This is a genomic window from Reyranella sp. CPCC 100927 (assembly GCF_007859315.1).
Classification (GTDB): domain Bacteria; phylum Pseudomonadota; class Alphaproteobacteria; order Reyranellales; family Reyranellaceae; genus Vineibacter.
In genome coordinates this window covers 173,810-189,489 of sequence record NZ_VOHA01000001.1, presented here as the reverse complement: position 1 = coordinate 189,489, position 15,680 = coordinate 173,810, and the positions used below count along the sequence as shown (strand labels likewise).

15 protein-coding genes are annotated in these 15,680 nt (G+C 64.7%); 11 read left to right on the top strand and 4 right to left on the bottom strand.

Features of this window, described 5'->3' with window-relative positions:
• Positions 1-29: 29 nt before the first annotated feature.
• Entirely contained in the window at positions 30-785 is a 756-nt protein-coding gene (locus FQU96_RS00890; RefSeq protein ID WP_146538956.1) for a glucose 1-dehydrogenase, read from the bottom strand.
• A 17-nt stretch (positions 786-802) separates the two neighbouring features.
• Positions 803-2,245: an aldehyde dehydrogenase family protein gene (locus FQU96_RS00885; RefSeq protein ID WP_146538955.1), complete on the bottom strand. Its 1,443-nt coding sequence runs from the start codon at positions 2,243-2,245 to the stop codon at positions 803-805.
• Between the two features lie 166 nt (positions 2,246-2,411).
• On the opposite strand from FQU96_RS00885, the gene FQU96_RS00880 reads away from it, so the two are divergent.
• Both FQU96_RS00880 and FQU96_RS00875 read left to right on the top strand, forming a co-directional pair.
• Positions 2,412-3,941, top strand: a complete 1,530-nt coding sequence (locus tag FQU96_RS00880) for an anti-phage dCTP deaminase (protein WP_146538954.1) — start codon at positions 2,412-2,414, stop codon at positions 3,939-3,941.
• Between the two features lie 22 nt (positions 3,942-3,963).
• On the top strand, positions 3,964-4,149 hold the full coding sequence (locus tag FQU96_RS00875; RefSeq protein WP_146538953.1) for a hypothetical protein: 186 nt from the start codon (positions 3,964-3,966) through the stop codon (positions 4,147-4,149).
• A 6-nt stretch (positions 4,150-4,155) separates the two neighbouring features.
• Here the strand turns inward: FQU96_RS00875 and FQU96_RS00870 are convergent, their stop codons facing one another.
• A complete protein-coding gene (locus tag FQU96_RS00870) occupies positions 4,156-4,608 on the bottom strand; it encodes a flavodoxin domain-containing protein (RefSeq protein ID WP_218574566.1) in 453 nt (150 codons plus the stop codon).
• Positions 4,609-4,751: 143 nt separating this feature from the next.
• Between FQU96_RS00870 and FQU96_RS00865 the strand changes: the two genes are divergently transcribed.
• The 4 genes from FQU96_RS00865 to FQU96_RS00850 all read left to right on the top strand — a co-directional run bounded on the left by FQU96_RS00865 (position 4,752) and on the right by FQU96_RS00850 (position 8,770).
• Positions 4,752-6,020 (top strand): cytochrome P450, encoded by a 1,269-nt coding sequence (locus tag FQU96_RS00865; protein WP_146538952.1) that lies wholly within the window; start codon positions 4,752-4,754, stop codon positions 6,018-6,020.
• A 202-nt stretch (positions 6,021-6,222) separates the two neighbouring features.
• The gene (gene paaG / locus FQU96_RS00860) at positions 6,223-7,020 is read left to right on the top strand and encodes a 2-(1,2-epoxy-1,2-dihydrophenyl)acetyl-CoA isomerase PaaG (protein ID WP_146538951.1); all 798 of its coding nucleotides are present in this window, start codon (positions 6,223-6,225) and stop codon (positions 7,018-7,020) included.
• A gap of 2 nt (positions 7,021-7,022) precedes the next feature.
• Entirely contained in the window at positions 7,023-7,808 is a 786-nt protein-coding gene (gene paaG / locus FQU96_RS00855) for a 2-(1,2-epoxy-1,2-dihydrophenyl)acetyl-CoA isomerase PaaG (protein WP_146538950.1), read from the top strand.
• Between the two features lie 11 nt (positions 7,809-7,819).
• Positions 7,820-8,770 carry an SMP-30/gluconolactonase/LRE family protein gene (locus FQU96_RS00850; protein WP_146538949.1) on the top strand — a complete coding sequence of 317 codons (951 nt, stop codon included), beginning with the start codon at positions 7,820-7,822 and terminating at the stop codon, positions 8,768-8,770.
• 119 nt (positions 8,771-8,889) lie between these two features.
• Here the strand turns inward: FQU96_RS00850 and FQU96_RS00845 are convergent, their stop codons facing one another.
• Positions 8,890-10,302 carry a malonyl-CoA decarboxylase domain-containing protein gene (locus FQU96_RS00845; protein WP_146538948.1) on the bottom strand — a complete coding sequence of 471 codons (1,413 nt, stop codon included), beginning with the start codon at positions 10,300-10,302 and terminating at the stop codon, positions 8,890-8,892.
• Between the two features lie 227 nt (positions 10,303-10,529).
• On the opposite strand from FQU96_RS00845, the gene FQU96_RS00840 reads away from it, so the two are divergent.
• The 5 genes from FQU96_RS00840 to FQU96_RS00820 are packed head-to-tail and all read left to right on the top strand — an operon-like array spanning position 10,530 to position 15,669.
• On the top strand, positions 10,530-11,609 hold the full coding sequence (locus FQU96_RS00840; RefSeq protein ID WP_146538947.1) for an ABC transporter ATP-binding protein: 1,080 nt from the start codon (positions 10,530-10,532) through the stop codon (positions 11,607-11,609).
• Positions 11,610-11,624: 15 nt separating this feature from the next.
• The gene (locus FQU96_RS00835) at positions 11,625-12,926 is read left to right on the top strand and encodes a PotD/PotF family extracellular solute-binding protein (RefSeq protein ID WP_146538946.1); all 1,302 of its coding nucleotides are present in this window, start codon (positions 11,625-11,627) and stop codon (positions 12,924-12,926) included.
• 28 nt (positions 12,927-12,954) lie between these two features.
• Positions 12,955-13,932, top strand: a complete 978-nt coding sequence (locus FQU96_RS00830; protein WP_146538945.1) for an ABC transporter permease — start codon at positions 12,955-12,957, stop codon at positions 13,930-13,932.
• Between the two features lie 4 nt (positions 13,933-13,936).
• The gene (locus FQU96_RS00825; protein ID WP_146538944.1) at positions 13,937-14,785 is read left to right on the top strand and encodes an ABC transporter permease; all 849 of its coding nucleotides are present in this window, start codon (positions 13,937-13,939) and stop codon (positions 14,783-14,785) included.
• Between the two features lie 32 nt (positions 14,786-14,817).
• Complete coding sequence (locus FQU96_RS00820; RefSeq protein ID WP_146538943.1) at positions 14,818-15,669, top strand: GNAT family N-acetyltransferase; 852 nt, start codon at positions 14,818-14,820, stop codon at positions 15,667-15,669.
• The last annotated feature ends 11 nt before the right edge of the window (positions 15,670-15,680 follow it).

Below are 15,680 nucleotides of genomic sequence, written 5' to 3'. Positions count from 1 at the left end.
CTTCTCCCTCTTGCGGGAGGAGGAACAACTCAAATACAGCGACCACCGTCCACGGGCAGGTCTACGCCGGTGATGAAAGCCGACTCATCCGACGCCAGGAACACCGCGGCATTGGCGTGATCGAGCGGCTGGCCCAGGCGGCCCAGCGGCACGGTGGCATTAAAACGTGTGCGGTTGTCGGCGTTGTCGCCGCCCATGAAGTGGGCCAACAGCGGCGTTTCCGTAGCGACCGGGCAGATCGCGTTGAAGCGGATGCCCTTGGGCCCGAACTCGGCCGCCATCGCTTTCACCGCGATGATCACGGCGCCCTTGGTGGCGTTGTACCACACCAGGCCCGGCCGCGGCCGGATGCCCGCGGTCGAGGCGATGACGATCATGTTGCCCGACTTCTGCGCCTCCCATCCCGGCACGCAGGCCCGCGCAGCCTGGTAGACGCCCTTCACGTTCACCGCGAACATCTTGTCGAACTCGTCCTCGGTGACGTCCAGCATCGGCTTGTTCCAGTGCGTGACACCGGCGTTGGCGACGAACACGTCCATGCGCCCGAAGCTCTTGGTCGCCGCCGCCACCATCGCCTCGTTGGCCGCCAGCTTGGTGACATCGCCCTCGCAGAAGACAGCACGGCCGCCCTTGTCGGTGATCGCCTTGGCGGCCTTCTGGCCATTGGCGGCGTTCACGTCATTGATCACCACGGCGGCGCCCTCTTCAGCCAGCCGCTGCGCGATCGCCTCGCCGATGCCCTGGCCGGCACCCGTGACGATCGCGACCTTGTCCTTCAGACGCATGGTATCCTCCCTGTTCGTTAGCCGTGCTGGATGGCCACGGTCTTCAAGGTCGAAAAATCGTGCAGCGCCGTGAAGCCCTTCTCGCGGCCGAAGCCCGATCCCTTCACGCCGCCGAACGGCAGCTCGATGCCGCCGCCGGCACCGTAATTGTTGATGAACACCTGGCCGGCCTTGATCGCCTTGGCCAGACGCATCTGCTTGCCGCCGTCGCGCGTCCACACGCCCGCCACCAGCCCGTAGGGCGTGGCGTTGGCGATGCGGATGGCATCGGCCTCATCGCGGAAGCGGATCGCCGCCAACACCGGGCCGAACACCTCCTCCTGCGCCAGGAGGTGATCCACCGGCACGTCGCCGTAGACCTGCGGCGCCACGTAGTAGCCGCCGGCCGGTGCGTTGGCCGCGGTCTCGCCCGCCGCCAGCAGCTTCACGCCGGCCGCCGTGGCCTTTTCCACGAAACCGTCGACGCGCTCTTTCTGCTTCTTCGAGATCAGCGGCCCGACATCGAGATCGCGATCCCACGGACCAGCCCGCAGCGCCTTGAACTTCTCGGCGACGCGCCCTACGAACGTGTCATAGACCTTGTCCTCGACCAGCAGCCGCGAACCGGCGGAACAGGTCTGACCGGCATTCTGGATGATCGCACGCGTGATGAACGGCAGCGCTGCGTCCATGTCGGCATCGGCGAACACCACCTGCGGGCTCTTGCCGCCCAGTTCCATGGTGCAGGGCCGGTTGTATTTGGCCGATGCCGCCTGCACCAGCGCACCGACCTGGCGCGAGCCGGTGAAGCTCAGATGATCGATACCAGGATGGTCGGCCAGCGCCGCGCCCGCCTCGGCGCCGAGGCCCGGCACGATGTTGATGGCGCCCGGCGGGAAGCCAACCTCCAGCATCAATTCGGCAACGCGCAGCACCGAGAGGCATGCTTCCTCGGCCGGCTTCATCACCACGGCGTTGCCCATGGTCAGCGCGCCGCACGCCGTGCGGCCGAAGATCTGCATGGGATAGTTCCACGGGATGATCTGCCCGCACACGCCGTGCGGCTCGCGCAGGGTGAAGACGGTATAGCCGTTTAGATAGGGAATGGTCTCGCCGTGGATCTTGTCGGCAGCACCGCCATAGAACTCGAAATAGCGCGCCAGCGCGTTGGCATCGGCGCGCGCCTGCGAGATCGGCTTGCCGGTGTCCTTGGCCTCCAGCACCGCCAGCTCCTCGGCATGGTCGGCCACCTTCTGCGCCATCTTGGACAACAGCCGACCGCGCTCGACCGCCGTCACCTTGCTCCAGGCGCCGCCCTCCAGCGCCGCCCGCGCCGCCGTCACCGCGCCGTCGATGTCCTCGGCCGAGCCGCGCGCGATTTTCGCGAACTCCGCACCGTCGCTGGGATTGAACACCGGCAGCGCCGCGCCAGAGGCGGGCGCCCGCCAGTCGCCATTGATGAGGATCTGGCCGCCGGGCATGGGACACTCGCGAGATGAAGTAATCCGCCCCATGTACCACGAACTGGGCGGCGCGCCACCCACCCCCAATGGGGGTCGCGTCACCTAGTGCAAAGCACAAGCGCTAAACCTTGCAAGCTTGCATATAGATAGTATTATTGTAATACAATACAACTTAAGGGACATTATGGCCGGCATTGAAGCGCTCAGGCATCCCGAGGTGATTGTCGGTTTGGTCGGCCCTGCGGGGACGGACTTACGCGTTGTTATTCGCTGCATCTCGGCAGAGTTCACCGCGATCGGCTATGCGATCTGTGAGGTCCGACTGAGCACACTCCTCCATAGCTTCACCCAATTCGGGCATCTTGCCGAAATCACCCATGACGAAGCGGCACGCATCGATGCGCACATGGATGCTGCGGACGATTTGCGCCAGAGAACCGACTGCGCGGACATCATGGCTCTGCTGTCTGTTGCCCGTATTCGCAAGGAGCGTCGCGACAACGCCAGCGAGCACGCCCCACCGGCCTCGCGCGTCGTTTACCTGCTCAACTCGCTCAAACACCCTGAGGAAATAGAGACGCTCCGAAAGATCTATGGTGACCTATTCTTGACTGTATCGGTGTATGCGCCTCGCGCCGACCGCGTGGCCCGTCTTGCCGAGAGGATCGCGCAATCCAAGTCCAATTCGAACGGCGACCGATATCGTGCTGATGCAGAGCGCCTCGTGGAGAAGGACGCAAACGCAGGCCGGAGCGGAACGGGCCAGAATGTCCGTGACGCCTTTCCCAAGGGTGACCTGTTTCTCCGATGGGGTGCTGAGGCAGCGATGCGCGCAGAACTGCGGCGGTTTGTTGAACTGATTTTCGGACATCCGTTCCATACGCCCCGACGCGATGAATACTCCATGTTCATTGCGCAGGCCGCAGCCCTGAGATCAGCTGATCTGTCGCGTCAGGTAGGCGCTGCAATCCTCTCCGATGGTGGGTCGATCCTCGGCGTGGGCTGCAATGACGTGCCAAAAGCTGGCGGCGGCGTCGTTTGGTCAGGCGACACGGACGACTTCAGGGACTTCGTCATAGGCTACGACGCCAGCGCCAAGAAGAAGCGCGAGATCGTACGAGAAATATTCAGTAACTTGCGCCAGGCCAATTGGATCGCCGAAACTTTGAACGATCGAACGGTGGATCAGCTTGTCGACGAGGCGCTCGAGACCGGCACCAATCCCCCGCTGCGGGATGCGCGCGTATCCAGCATCATCGAATTTGGCCGGATCGTGCATGCCGAGATGAATGCAATATTGGACGCCATGAGCAAAGGCCAGTCGGCGACAGGCTCAACGCTCTATTGCACGACCTTTCCTTGTCATATGTGTGCCAGACACATCGTGGGCGCTGGAATACGAAAAGTTGTTTACATCGAGCCCTATCCAAAGAGCCTCGCTCGGGATCTGTACCGTAACGAGATCTGTGTTGAAGACGATGGAGATCGGCCGAACATCGTCCGCTTCGAAGCCTTCGTGGGCGTTGCACCAAGGCAATACATGCAATTGTTTGCGATGCCGCATCGGAAAACCAGAAGCGGCGATAGCGTGGAATGGCAGGCGACAAGCGCTACATATCGATACCGGGTCCTGAACAGGGCTTATCTCGACAACGAGTCGGCTGTCGGCAATCATGTGAAGACCGTGCTCGCCGCGACCGGCCTTGAGATGTAAACGGCGCTGAAGGAGATGGTTTATGAGCGGCGATAACTGGCTCAAAACGGAACTTGATCAGGCGTCGAAAGAGGTCGCGGATTGGCCCACGTGGAAACGTGAGGCCATGAAAGTCGCAAGCCCTTCTGACGAGGAGAGCAAGACAAAGGGACTTGTTCAGCGGGCTGTTGTTTCAAGCCGCATCGATAAAGCGCCTTCCGACAAGTAGAGGCTCCTACACCAGCTTCACCCACTCCTTCACCCAGCCCACCGCCTCCTCGTCCGGCAGCGGCTGGGTTGAAGCGTCGACCTCGAGACGATCACCGATCTTGTTGGCGCCGAGCTGTCCCAGCAGGGCATCCATCTGCTTGCCGCCACCGCAGAACGTGTCCTGATACGTCATGTCGCCCAGTGCGATGACACCATAGCGCCAGGGCGACAGGTCAGGTTTCTCGCGGGCCAGCGTCTCGTAGAGCGGCAGGATGTTGCTGGGGATGTCGCCCGAGCCGTGGGTGGCACAGATCACCAGCAACGTGTCGTGGCCCGAGAACTCGTCGGCATGCGTTGCCTTGTCGGAGACCGTGACGCCGTGGCCGGCTCCCTCCAGGGGATCGCGCACGGCGTCCGCCACCATCTGCGCATTGCCGGACTCGGTACCGATCAGGACGAGGATGTTGGCCATGGTCATCGGAACATCGTTCTGAGTGGTGGTGAAACGTTCAATTCGGTATTTCAATACCGAATTACAGAGCGGAAGGCAAGAGCCTCGATGCTGTTGATTTACGAATCCGTCCGACGCGGAATGACGCAGGGCACAAGGAGACGACAACGATGCCTCTCGAGGAAACGGCCAAGCTTGGCATCGACCAGGCGATCATCAATCCCAAGGTCTACGCCGACGCCGCGGCTCATGACGCTCTGTTCACTCAACTGCGCCGCGAATCGCCGGTGCACTGGACCGACCCCGGCCACGTGCGGCCGTTCTGGGCCGTCACGCGGCACGCCGACATCCGGGACATCGAGCGCCAGAACGAGCGCTTCATCAATGACCCCCGATTGGTGCTGACCAGCATCGCCGATGAGGAACGCGTCAAGAAGCTGACCGGCGGCAGCCACCTGCTGCTGCGCTCGCTGGTCAACATGGACAATCCCGACCACCGTACGTATCGCAGCCTGACGCAACCCTGGTTCATGCCGCCGAACCTGAAGAAGCTGGAGGCCGATCTCGGTGTGCTGGCGCGCGAGTTCGTCGACCGCATGGAGGCCATGGACGGCGAATGTGACTTCTCCAGCGACATCGCCATCTGGTACCCGCTGCGCGTGATCATGATGATCCTGGGCGTGCCGCGCGAGGACGAAGCGTTCATGCTGAAGCTGACGCAGGAGATCTTCGGTGCTCGCGATCCCGACATGCGCCGCGGCGGCGAGGCGGAGGTCAGCGCCACCGTGCAGGACTTCTTCCGCTATTTCGCCGCCATCATCGCCGATCGCCGCAAGAACCCGAAGGACGACGTCGCCAGCGTCATCGCCAACGCGCAGATCAATGGCCAGCCGATCAGCGAGTTCGAGGCGCTGTCCTACTATGTGATCATCGCCACCGCCGGTCACGACACGACCAGCTCGACGACGGCCGGCGGCCTGCTGGCGCTGATGCAAAATCCGGCCGAGCTCGCCAAGCTGCGGGCGCGACCCGACCTGCTGCGGCTGGCGATCGAAGAAATGTTCCGCTGGGTGACGCCAGTGAAGCACTTCTTCCGCACCGCCACCGAAGACTACGAACTGCGCGGCCAGAAGATCAAATCAGGCGACTCGCTGATGATGTGCTACGCCTCGGGCAACCGCGACGAGGACGTCTTCGAGGATCCGTTCGCGTTCAAGATCGACCGCACGCCCAACCCCCATGTCGCTTTCGGCTACGGCGTGCATCTGTGCCTGGGACAGCATCTGGCCAAGATGGAGATCCGCGCGCTGTACCAGGAGTTGCTGTCGCGCCTCGACCATGTCGAGCTGGCCGGCGACCCGGCCTGGGTCGAGGCCACCTTCGTGAGCGGCCTGAAGCGACTGCCGATCCGCTATCGCATGACGCGCAAGGCGGCGTAGCGCCGGCCCGAGCTTCATGGTGAGCTTGTCGAACCATAAAGCGGTCCCCGACTGCCATCGTGCGAGGCTTCATGGTTCGACAAGCTCACCATGAAGCAAAAGCACTCTTTCGCAGATCAAAAGCCTGGCTCGTGACTCGCTGAACGATCGTTTACGGCGCTTGTCCGGGCGTGCGACAGTCCGCGCCCCAGGGAGATACGCCATGACCGAACAGCCTGTTGTTGCTGACATTGCCGCCGGCGTGATGACCATCACGCTCAACCGGCCGCAGCGGCTCAACGCCATGAGCCACGAACTGATCGCGGCGATGAACGAGACGCTCGATCGCGCTCGCGACGATGCCAGCGTGCGCTGCGTGCTGATCACCGGCACCGGCCGCGGCTTCTGCGCCGGCGCCGACCTGAGCGGTCGCGGACCCGGCGATGCCGGCAGCGACGGCAGACCCGATGTCGGCACGGCCATGGACCGGCTGTTCAATCCCATGATGCGGCGCATCCGGGCGCTGCCCAAGCCGGTGATCGCCGCCGTGAACGGCGTCGCCGCCGGCGGCGGCGCCAACCTGGCGCTGGCCGCGGATATCGTGATTGCCGCGCGCTCGGCCCGCTTCGATCAGGCCTTTGTACGCATCTCGCTGATCCCCGACCTGGGCGGCACCTGGTTCCTGCCGCACAACGTCGGCGATGCCCGCGCCCGCGCATTGGCCATGCTGGGCACCTCGGTGCCGGCCGAAAAGGCCGAGCAGATGGGCATGATCTGGCAGGTGGTCGACGACGCACAGCTGATGGACGAAGCGCGGGCACTGGCCAAGCGCATGGCGGCGGGTCCGACGTTGTCCTATGCCAGCATCAAGCGGGCACTGAACGAGGCCGGCACCAATTCGCTGGACCAGCAGCTCGATCTCGAACGTGACCTGCAACGCGAGCTGGGCCGCAGCGAAGATTTCAAGGAAGGCGTCGGGGCCTTTCTCGCCAAGCGCCCGGCCCAGTTCAAGGGACGATGAGCATGACCTACAGCACCATCAAGCTCGACATCAGCGACCGCCTGGCGACGATCACCCTGAACCAGCCCGACAAGCTCAACGCGGTGTCGCGGCAGATGGCGGGCGAACTCAAGGATTGCTGGCAGTCGCTCGCCGGCAACGGCAGCGTGCGCGCCGTGCTGCTGACCGGCGCCGGCCGCGGCTTCTGTGCCGGCGCCGACCTGTCCGATCCCGACCGTGCGCAGGGCGCCATGGCCGATTCGGGCGCCGCGCTGGAGAAGCTCTTCAATCCGATGATCCGCACCATGCGGGCACTGCCCCAGCCGATCATCGCTGCCGTGAACGGCGTGGCTGCCGGCGTCGGCATGAGCTTCGTGCTGGCCAGCGACATCGCCATCGCCGGCCGCTCGGCGAGTTTCCTGCAGGCCTTCGCCCGCATCGGACTGGTGCCCGACGGCGGCAGCACCTGGTTCCTGCCGCGCCTGATCGGCGATGCCCGCGCGCGGGCAATGGCGATGCTGGCGCAGCAGATCCCGGCCGAGAAGGCGCAGGCCTGGGGCCTGATCTGGGACGTCGTCGACGACGCCGCGTTGATGGACAGCGCCGCGGCGCTGGCGCGACGGCTGGCCGACGGCCCGCTGGCGCTGGCCAGTATCAAGACGGCGCTGAATGCGGCGCACGGCAACGATCTCTCGGCGCAGCTCGACCTGGAACGCGACCTGCAGCGCGAACTGGGCCGCAGCGAGGATTTCAAGGAAGGCGTGGCTGCCTTCCTCGCCAAGCGTCCGGCGCAGTTCAAGGGGCGGTAGGGAGCGAACCGATGCAAGTAACGACGATCGAACCCAAAGCGCGCGAGATCACATCCGGACTGAAGTTCCCCGAGGGACCGGTGGCGATGCCGGACGGCTCGATCATCCTGGTCGAGATCGCACGCCAGACGCTGACCCGGGTGACGGCAGACGGCAAGCAGCACGTGATCGCCAATCTGGGCGGCGGCCCCAATGGGGCAGCGCTGGGCCCCAACGGCAAGATCTATGTGACCAACAACGGCGGCTTCAACTGGATCACGCTGCCCGATGGCCGCACATTTCCCGGCACGCAGCCTGACGACTACCGCGGCGGCAGCATCCAGGTGGTCGACCCCGAGACCGGCAAGTTCGAAACGCTCTACGACTCCTGCAACGGCCGCCGGCTGAACGGACCCAATGACCTGGTGTTCGATGACGCCGGCGGTTTCTGGTTCACCGACCTGGGCAAGACGCGTGAGCGCGACAATGATCGCGGCGCTGTGTACTACGCCAAGGCCGACGGCTCGAAGATCGAGGAGAAGATCTTCCCGCTGGAGCGGCCCAACGGCTGCGGACTGTCACCCGACGAAAAGACGCTTTACGTCGTCGAGACGCCGACGGCGCGTTGCTGGGCGTTTGCGCTGTCGGCGCCGGGCGAGATCAAGTCGGCCAATGGACCCTACCGCGGCGAGAAGGGCCGCGTGGTGGCGGGCCTGGGCGGCTATCAGATGTTCGATTCGCTGGCCGTCGATTCGGCCGGCCACATCTGCGTCGCCACGTTGATCACCGGCGCGGTGTCGGACATCTGGCCCGACGGCAGCCGCGTGGATCAGTACAAGCTGCCCGACCCCATGGTCACCAACGTCTGCTTCGGCGGCGAGGGCCTGCGCACGGCCTATGCCACGCTGTCGATGACCGGCAAACTGGTCAGCTTCGAGTGGCCACGGGCTGGCCACAAGTTGAAGCATTTGAACCGGACGTAGTTCTTTGGACCGCGGGCGTCCACGCCCGCATTCCTCGCGGCGAAGCGAAGAGCGACGCAGTTCGGCGCCTCCGCGCACAGGCGAAAGATGCGCGCGTGGACGCGCGCGGTCCAAAAAAATCAGGCCTTCACCAGCCGCTTGACCTCGTTCGAGGCCACAATCTTGCCGTCGGCGTAGGCCTCGTGGTTGGCGTCGACGTCCTCGAGCTTGTAGCGGTAGTTCACCATCAGCCCACAGGCCTGTTTCAGGCCGTTGGCCGACGGATCGCCGAGCCAGTTCAATCGCTCGATGCGGGCGCCGTTGCCGAGATGGAAATGCGCCACCCGGTCCAGCGCCTTGCCGTTGCGGGTTTCGCGCACCAGGTAGCGGGCGCACAGGCGCATCAGGATCGGCTTCAGCACATGCTCCTGAGCGCGGATATCAGGCCATTCGCGGCCCGCCAGCAGCAGCTTGATCGCCGCGGCGCCGCGCGCGCCGTCCGTCACCGCGGCCAGGGTCTCGATCTCGGCCGGCAGCAAGGCTGCATCGCCATCGGCCTCCAGGGTCGCCTCCAGCCAGGGCCGAAAGCCGGGGATCGGCGACAGGGTGGCGAAAACGGAAACCTTCGGCAGCTCGCGCTTGAGCTCCTCGGCCACCCGCTTGATCAGGTAATTGCCGAAGCTGACGCCCGCCAGCCCTTCCTGGCAGTTGGAGATCGAATAGAAGATCGCCGTGTTGGCCGCGCGCGCGTCACGGGTCGGCGCTTCCTCGTCGAGCAGACGCTGGACGTTGTCAGCCATGCCGTCGACCAGCGCCACCTCGACGAAGATCAGCGGCTCGTCGGGCATGCGTGGGTGGAAGAACGCGAAGCAGCGCCGATCCGAGTCGAGGCGGTTTTTGAGGTCGCGCCAAGAGCCGATGGCGTGCACGGCTTCATAGGCGATCAGCTTCTCCAGCAGCGCTGCCGGCGCCCGCCAGTCGATATGGCGCAGGTCGAGGAAACCGACGTCGAACCAGGTGCTGAGCAGGCGGCGCAGATCCTCCGCCAGCCGGGCAATCGCCGGATCCTTGCGCCCCATCTTCAGCAGCTCGGCGCGCAAATCGACAATGAATTTGACGCCTTCGGGCAGACTGTTGAACCGCGCCAGCAGCTGTGCTGCAGGCGATTCCAGGGCCGCCCGCAATTCCGCTTCGGCCGCCGCCTTGCGACGATCATCGGTCGCGGCCTGCCAGTGCGCGATGGCATTGGTGATGCCCTCCGGATCGGGGCCGTGCTCACGCGCCAGTATGGTCAGGAACTTGCGCCGACCTTCGGCCGACAAGGCGATATAGGTACGGCCCAGTTCGGCAGCACGGACGCGGGCAGCGGTCTCGCCGCCGGGACCCTCCAGGCAGACGTCGATCTGGCGCCGCAGGCGCGGCAGTTCGTCGTCCGGCAGGTCGGGACGTAGCGGCGCGCCCACCACCTCGCGCGCGCCCGTCGTGGCATCCCGGAAAGCGCGCGCGACGCGGTCCAGGGCACGGTCGACGAAACCTGAAAGCGGAGAGGTCATGGTTGCCTACACGCAGCTTCGAAATGGGGTTATCGGGCCAAAATTGTAATACCGGTTCATGACACGCTGCGGAAAAAACATCACCACCCTCGCTTTTCGTCGTCCGCCCAAAATGTGAGCGCTTCGGCGTACTCCCGGGCAGATGACGCTGTGTCGCGCCCATTTCGTAGGCGAGCGTCAACGCGCATGACACGAGGCGCTGGCACCCGGTTTGCAGGGTGGGCGCCATGGCTCAACCGGCGAAGCTCGAATTGATTGCGCTCACCAAGCGCTATGGGTCCGTGGTCGCCGTCGACGCGATCAACCTGGTGGTGCCGCCGGGCACCTATTGCTGCCTGCTGGGACCCAGCGGCTGTGGCAAGACCAGCACCTTGCGCATGATCGCCGGGCACGAGGATGCCAGCGACGGCGACATCCTGCTGGGCAACGACAACATCACGGACCTGCCGCCGGCACGGCGCGGCACGGCGATGATGTTCCAGAACTACGCGTTGTTCCCCCACCTCGACTGCATCGACAACGTCGCCTTCAGCCTGCGGATGAAGGGTGTCGCCAAGTCCGAGCGCCGCGCCCGTGCGATGGACCTGCTGCGCCTGGTCCAGATGGACAACTACGCGACGCGGCTGCCGACTCAGCTGTCCGGCGGACAGCAGCAGCGCGTGGCGCTGGCCCGCGCACTCACCACCGATCCTGGCGCGCTGCTGCTCGACGAGCCGCTGTCGGCGCTCGACCCGTTCCTGCGGGTGCGGATGCGCGAAGAGCTGAAGCGCTGGCAGACCGAGCTCGGCATCACCTTCGTCCACGTCACGCATAGTCAGGAAGAGGCCATGGCGTTGGCCGACCTGGTGGTGGTGATGGCGCAGGGCCGCATCGAGCAGGCGGCGACGCCACGCGAGATCTTCAATCACCCCGGCAGCGCATTCGTGGCGCGCTTCATCGGCGGCCACAACGTGCTGGCAGCCACGGTCGACGCCGCGGCCGCCGGCCCGGTGGCAGTGCTGGAAGGCGGTACCCGCCTGGCGCTGCCCGTCGGATCGGCACCGCGTGGCGCCGACGTGCACCTGGCGATCCGCGCCGACCGCGCCACGCTGTCCCGGGACGCTGCCTCCCACGCCACGTCGCTGATCGGCGCCGTGCGCGCCATCGAATATCTCGGCGCCCAGGTCGAGGTCGCCCTGGCCGTGCCCGGCACCAACGGCTTCGTCGTCGCCCTGCCTGAACAGCGCTTCTTTGCCGATCCGGTTGCGGTTGGCCAGCAGGCGTCGGTGTCGTGGGCGCTCGAGGACATCCACGTGATCAGCCGTTAACGAGGGGAGAGTCACATGAAGGATGACGTCAGGGCGCCGAAGCAGCGCGCCATCGGCCGCCGCGCGGCGCTCAAGGGAACCGCCGCGGCCGCTGGCGTGGCGCTGGGTAGCGGCACCGTCGGCGGCTTTCCGACCGTCTGGGCCCAGAACATCAAGAACGTCGTGCTGCGCCAGTTCGGCACCGGGGTGTCCAACCTCAACGCCATCGCCGACAAGGTGAAGCAGGATCTTGGTTTCACCTTGCAGATGACGTCGCTCGACTCCGATGCCGTCACCCAGCGCGCCGTGACGCAGCCCAAATCCTACGACGTCGCCGACGTCGAGTACTGGATCTGCAAGAAGGTCTTTCCTGCCGGCATCATGCAGGCGATGGACACCAGGAAGATCAAGCTGGTCGACAAGATCGTGCCGATCTTCCTCAACGGCAAGCTGACACCGACCTCGACCATCGCACAGGGCACGGCGCCGCACACGGTCGGTTTCGTCGAGGGCAAGGACTCCGTGAAGTTCGCCAAGACGCGGACCGACTGGATGACGATGATTCCCACCATCTACAACGCCGATACGCTCGGCATCCGTCCGGATCTGGTCGGCCGCCCGATCACGAACTGGAAGGACATCATGGACCCCAAGTTCAAGGGCAAGGCCTCGATCCTGAACATCCCGTCGATCGGCATCATGGATGCCGCCATGATCTGCGAATCGATGGGCGTCATCAAATACGGCGACAAGGGCAACATGACCAAGCCCGAGATCGACAAGACGATCGCGGTGCTGACGGAAGCCAAGAAGGCCGGCCAGTTCCGCGCCTTCTGGAAGACATTCGATGAGTCGGTGAACCTGATGACGTCGGGCGAGGTGATCATCCAGTCGATGTGGTCGCCGGCAGTGACCGCTGTGCGCTCCAAGGGCGTGCCCTGCATCTACCAACCCCTGACCGAGGGTTATCGCGCGTGGGGTGGTGGTCTGGGCATCGCCAAGCATCTGAGCGGCCTGCAGCTCGACGCCGCCTACGAATACATCAACTGGTACCTGTCGGGTTGGGTCGGTGCCTATCTCAATCGTCAGGGTTACTACTCGGCCGTGCTCGATACCGCCAAAGCCCACATGAGCGAGGACGAGTGGGGCTTCTGGATGGAGGGCAAGCCGGCCAAGGGCGACATCAAGAGTCCCGAGGGCAAGGTCATGGAGAAGGCCGGCGCCGTCCGCGACGGCGGCGCGTTCGCCGATCGCATGGGGAGGGTGTCGTGTTGGAACGCAGTGATGGATGAGGATCGCTACATGGTCCAGAAGTGGAACCAGTTCATCGCGGCGTGAGCGCAACCAGCGCGAGGGAGGAAACGGCATGCTGCATCCTCTCATCGCGCCGGATCCCGGCTATGTCCTTCAACAGGTTCAGGGCAACAGCGTGAGTGTCGGGTCCGCGGCTCAAAACGCGCCGACAGCCACCCATCGGACGGCAACCCGCCGTGCCGGCGGCGCTGCGTGGGTGCCATACCTGCAGGCAACGCCGCTGACGGTGATCTTCCTGCTGTTCCTGGCGGTGCCCATTGTCACGATCGTGGTCGTGAGCTTCTGGGACTATGACACGGTGCGTGTCATTCCCGACATGCTGCTCACCAATTATCGCGAGTTGCTCGAATCGCCGGTGACCTGGCGCACCTATGGCAACACGGTGCGCTATGCCGCCATCGTGTGGGCACTGACCTTGGTCATTGGCTTCACGGTGGCCTATTTCCTGGCTTTCCACGTCCGGACCGTGACGTGGCAGATGGCGCTGTTCCTGCTGTGCACCATCCCGTTCTGGACGTCCAACATCATCCGCATGATCTCGTGGATCCCGTTCCTGGGCCGCAACGGGCTCCTGAACACGACACTGATCAATCTCCGCATCATCAGCGAACCGCTCGAGTTCCTGCTGTTCTCCGACTTTGCCGTCGTGCTCGCCTACGTGCACCTCTATGCGCTGTTCATGGTGGTGCCGATCTTCAATTCGATGATGCGCATCGACCGCTCGCTGATCGAAGCGGCCCGCGACGCCGGCGCCTCGGGCGCGCAGATCGTGCGCCACGTGGTGCTGCCCCTGTGCAAGCCGGGCATCGCCATCGGCTCGATCTTCGTCGTCACCCTGGTGATGGGCGACTTCGTCACCGTGCGCCTGATGAGCGGGGGCCAGAGCGCCTCGGTCGGACTGATGATGGCCAACGCCATGTCGCTGTTGCAGTACCCTGCAGCCGCCGCCAACGCCGTCGTGCTGCTGCTGGTCGTGCTGGCGATGGTGGCCGGCATGCTCCGCATCGTCGACATCCGGCGGGAGCTTTAGGCGCATGCGCGTCCGCACCAAGCGCTCCAGGAGCTTTTATCCGCTCGCCATCGTCTTCGGCCTGTTCGTGCTGTTCCTCTATGGGCCGATGTCGACCATTGTCATCCTGTCGTTCCAGGGACCAGACGGCGGGCTCACCTTTCCGATGAATGGCGTCTCGCTGCATTGGTTCCGTAATCTCTTCGAGACGCAGGCCGTGGGCGACTTCGGTGGCTCGTTCCAGCGCTCGCTGATCCTGGGCCTGATCGCGATGGTCCTCACGGTGGTCATCTCGTTCACCGCCGGCTTGGCATTTCGACACCGCTTCCGGGGCTCGTCCGGTGTTTTCTATCTCGCCGTGGCCAGCCTCATCGTGCCCTCGATCCTGATCTCACTCGGGATCGGGCTGGTGTTCACCATCATGGGCTGGCAGCCGGCCTGGTACTCCTCCGGGTTGGGCGCGCACCTGTCGTGGACCTTGCCGTTCGGCCTGCTGATCATGTTCGCGGTGTTCAATCGCTTCGATCGCTCCTACGAGGAAGCCGCGCGCGATCTCGGCGCCACGCCGTGGCAGACCATCCGCCATGTCGTACTTCCCATCCTGGCACCGAGCCTGGTCGGTGTCGGTTTGTTCGGCTTCACCCTGTCCTATGACGAGTTCGCGCGCAGTCTCATGACGGCCGGAACCTTCAACACCCTGCCGCTCGAGATCTATGGGATGACCACCAACGTCACGACCCCGGTTCTCTACGCCCTGGGCACCGTGACCACGGTGTTCTCCTTCGTCGTGATTGCCACGGCGATCATCGGCGTTCACGTCATCCGTCATCGTCGCGCGCGGCAGATCCCCAACGGCAGGCAGCCCGGGGTATAGTCACCCTCGCCCGTCACCTGCTGCCGAAATCCATGACCGCCAGCATCGTTGTCCGCACCATGAGCCGCGCCGAGCTCGATCTCGCTGTCGATTGGGCGGCGGACGAAGGCTGGAATCCCGGTCTTGCCGATGCCGCAGCCTTCCATGCCGCCGACCCCACCGGTTTCCTGATCGCCCTGCGCGACCAGGTGCCGGTCGCCTGCATTTCCGTCGTGCGTTATGGCGCCGCCTTCGGATTTCTCGGCTTCTATATTGCGCCCCCCGCGGCGCGTGGTCAGGGCTGCGGCATTCAGGTCTGGCGCGCTGGCATGGCGTACCTGGCTGGCCGCAACATCGGCCTCGACGGCGTGCCGGCGCAACAGGACAACTACCGCAAGTCGGGCTTCAGCCTGGCGTATCGCAATGTCCGCTTCGAGGGCGCACCGCCGGCACCCGAACGCCGACCACCAGGTGTCAGCCTGGTCGATGCCGCGTCGGTGCCGTTCGACCGCTTGTCGGCATTCGACCATCGGTTTTTCGCCGCGCCGCGCGATACGTTCCTGTCGCTCTGGACCTCGTTGCCGGGCCACCGCGCCCGCCTGGCACTGCACGACGGCGAGATCGTTGGGCTGGGCGTGGCGCGACCCTGTCGCCGCGGCACTAAAATCGGCCCGCTCTATGCCGCCGATCCGCTGATCGCCGCGGCGCTGGCCGGCGATCTTTGCATCGGCATCGGTGACGGCCCAGTCATCATGGACGTACCGGAGATCAACCCGGCTGCCGTCGCACTGGCGCAATCGTTCGGGCTGACCCCCGCGTTCGAGACCGCCCGCATGTACACTGGCAGCCCACCGGCCATCGACGTGCACGGCCTGTTCGGCATCACCACGTTCGAGCTTGGCTGACCGATGCGTTG

Excerpts from the sequence above, each read along its gene's own strand:
- FQU96_RS00890 (WP_146538956.1), bottom strand. The coding sequence starts at position 785 with ATGCGTCTGAAGGACAAGGTCGCGATCGTCACGGGTGCCGGCCAGGGC.
- FQU96_RS00885 (WP_146538955.1), bottom strand. The coding sequence starts at position 2,245 with ATGCCCGGCGGCCAGATCCTCATCAATGGCGACTGGCGGGCGCCCGCC.
- FQU96_RS00880 (WP_146538954.1), top strand. The coding sequence starts at position 2,412 with ATGGCCGGCATTGAAGCGCTCAGGCATCCCGAGGTGATTGTCGGTTTG.
- FQU96_RS00875 (WP_146538953.1), top strand. The coding sequence starts at position 3,964 with ATGAGCGGCGATAACTGGCTCAAAACGGAACTTGATCAGGCGTCGAAA.
- FQU96_RS00870 (WP_218574566.1), bottom strand. The coding sequence starts at position 4,608 with ATGACCATGGCCAACATCCTCGTCCTGATCGGTACCGAGTCCGGCAAT.
- FQU96_RS00865 (WP_146538952.1), top strand. The coding sequence starts at position 4,752 with ATGCCTCTCGAGGAAACGGCCAAGCTTGGCATCGACCAGGCGATCATC.
- paaG (WP_146538951.1), top strand. The coding sequence starts at position 6,223 with ATGACCGAACAGCCTGTTGTTGCTGACATTGCCGCCGGCGTGATGACC.
- paaG (WP_146538950.1), top strand. The coding sequence starts at position 7,023 with ATGACCTACAGCACCATCAAGCTCGACATCAGCGACCGCCTGGCGACG.
- FQU96_RS00850 (WP_146538949.1), top strand. The coding sequence starts at position 7,820 with ATGCAAGTAACGACGATCGAACCCAAAGCGCGCGAGATCACATCCGGA.
- FQU96_RS00845 (WP_146538948.1), bottom strand. The coding sequence starts at position 10,302 with ATGACCTCTCCGCTTTCAGGTTTCGTCGACCGTGCCCTGGACCGCGTC.
- FQU96_RS00840 (WP_146538947.1), top strand. The coding sequence starts at position 10,530 with ATGGCTCAACCGGCGAAGCTCGAATTGATTGCGCTCACCAAGCGCTAT.
- FQU96_RS00835 (WP_146538946.1), top strand. The coding sequence starts at position 11,625 with ATGAAGGATGACGTCAGGGCGCCGAAGCAGCGCGCCATCGGCCGCCGC.
- FQU96_RS00830 (WP_146538945.1), top strand. The coding sequence starts at position 12,955 with ATGCTGCATCCTCTCATCGCGCCGGATCCCGGCTATGTCCTTCAACAG.
- FQU96_RS00825 (WP_146538944.1), top strand. The coding sequence starts at position 13,937 with ATGCGCGTCCGCACCAAGCGCTCCAGGAGCTTTTATCCGCTCGCCATC.
- FQU96_RS00820 (WP_146538943.1), top strand. The coding sequence starts at position 14,818 with ATGACCGCCAGCATCGTTGTCCGCACCATGAGCCGCGCCGAGCTCGAT.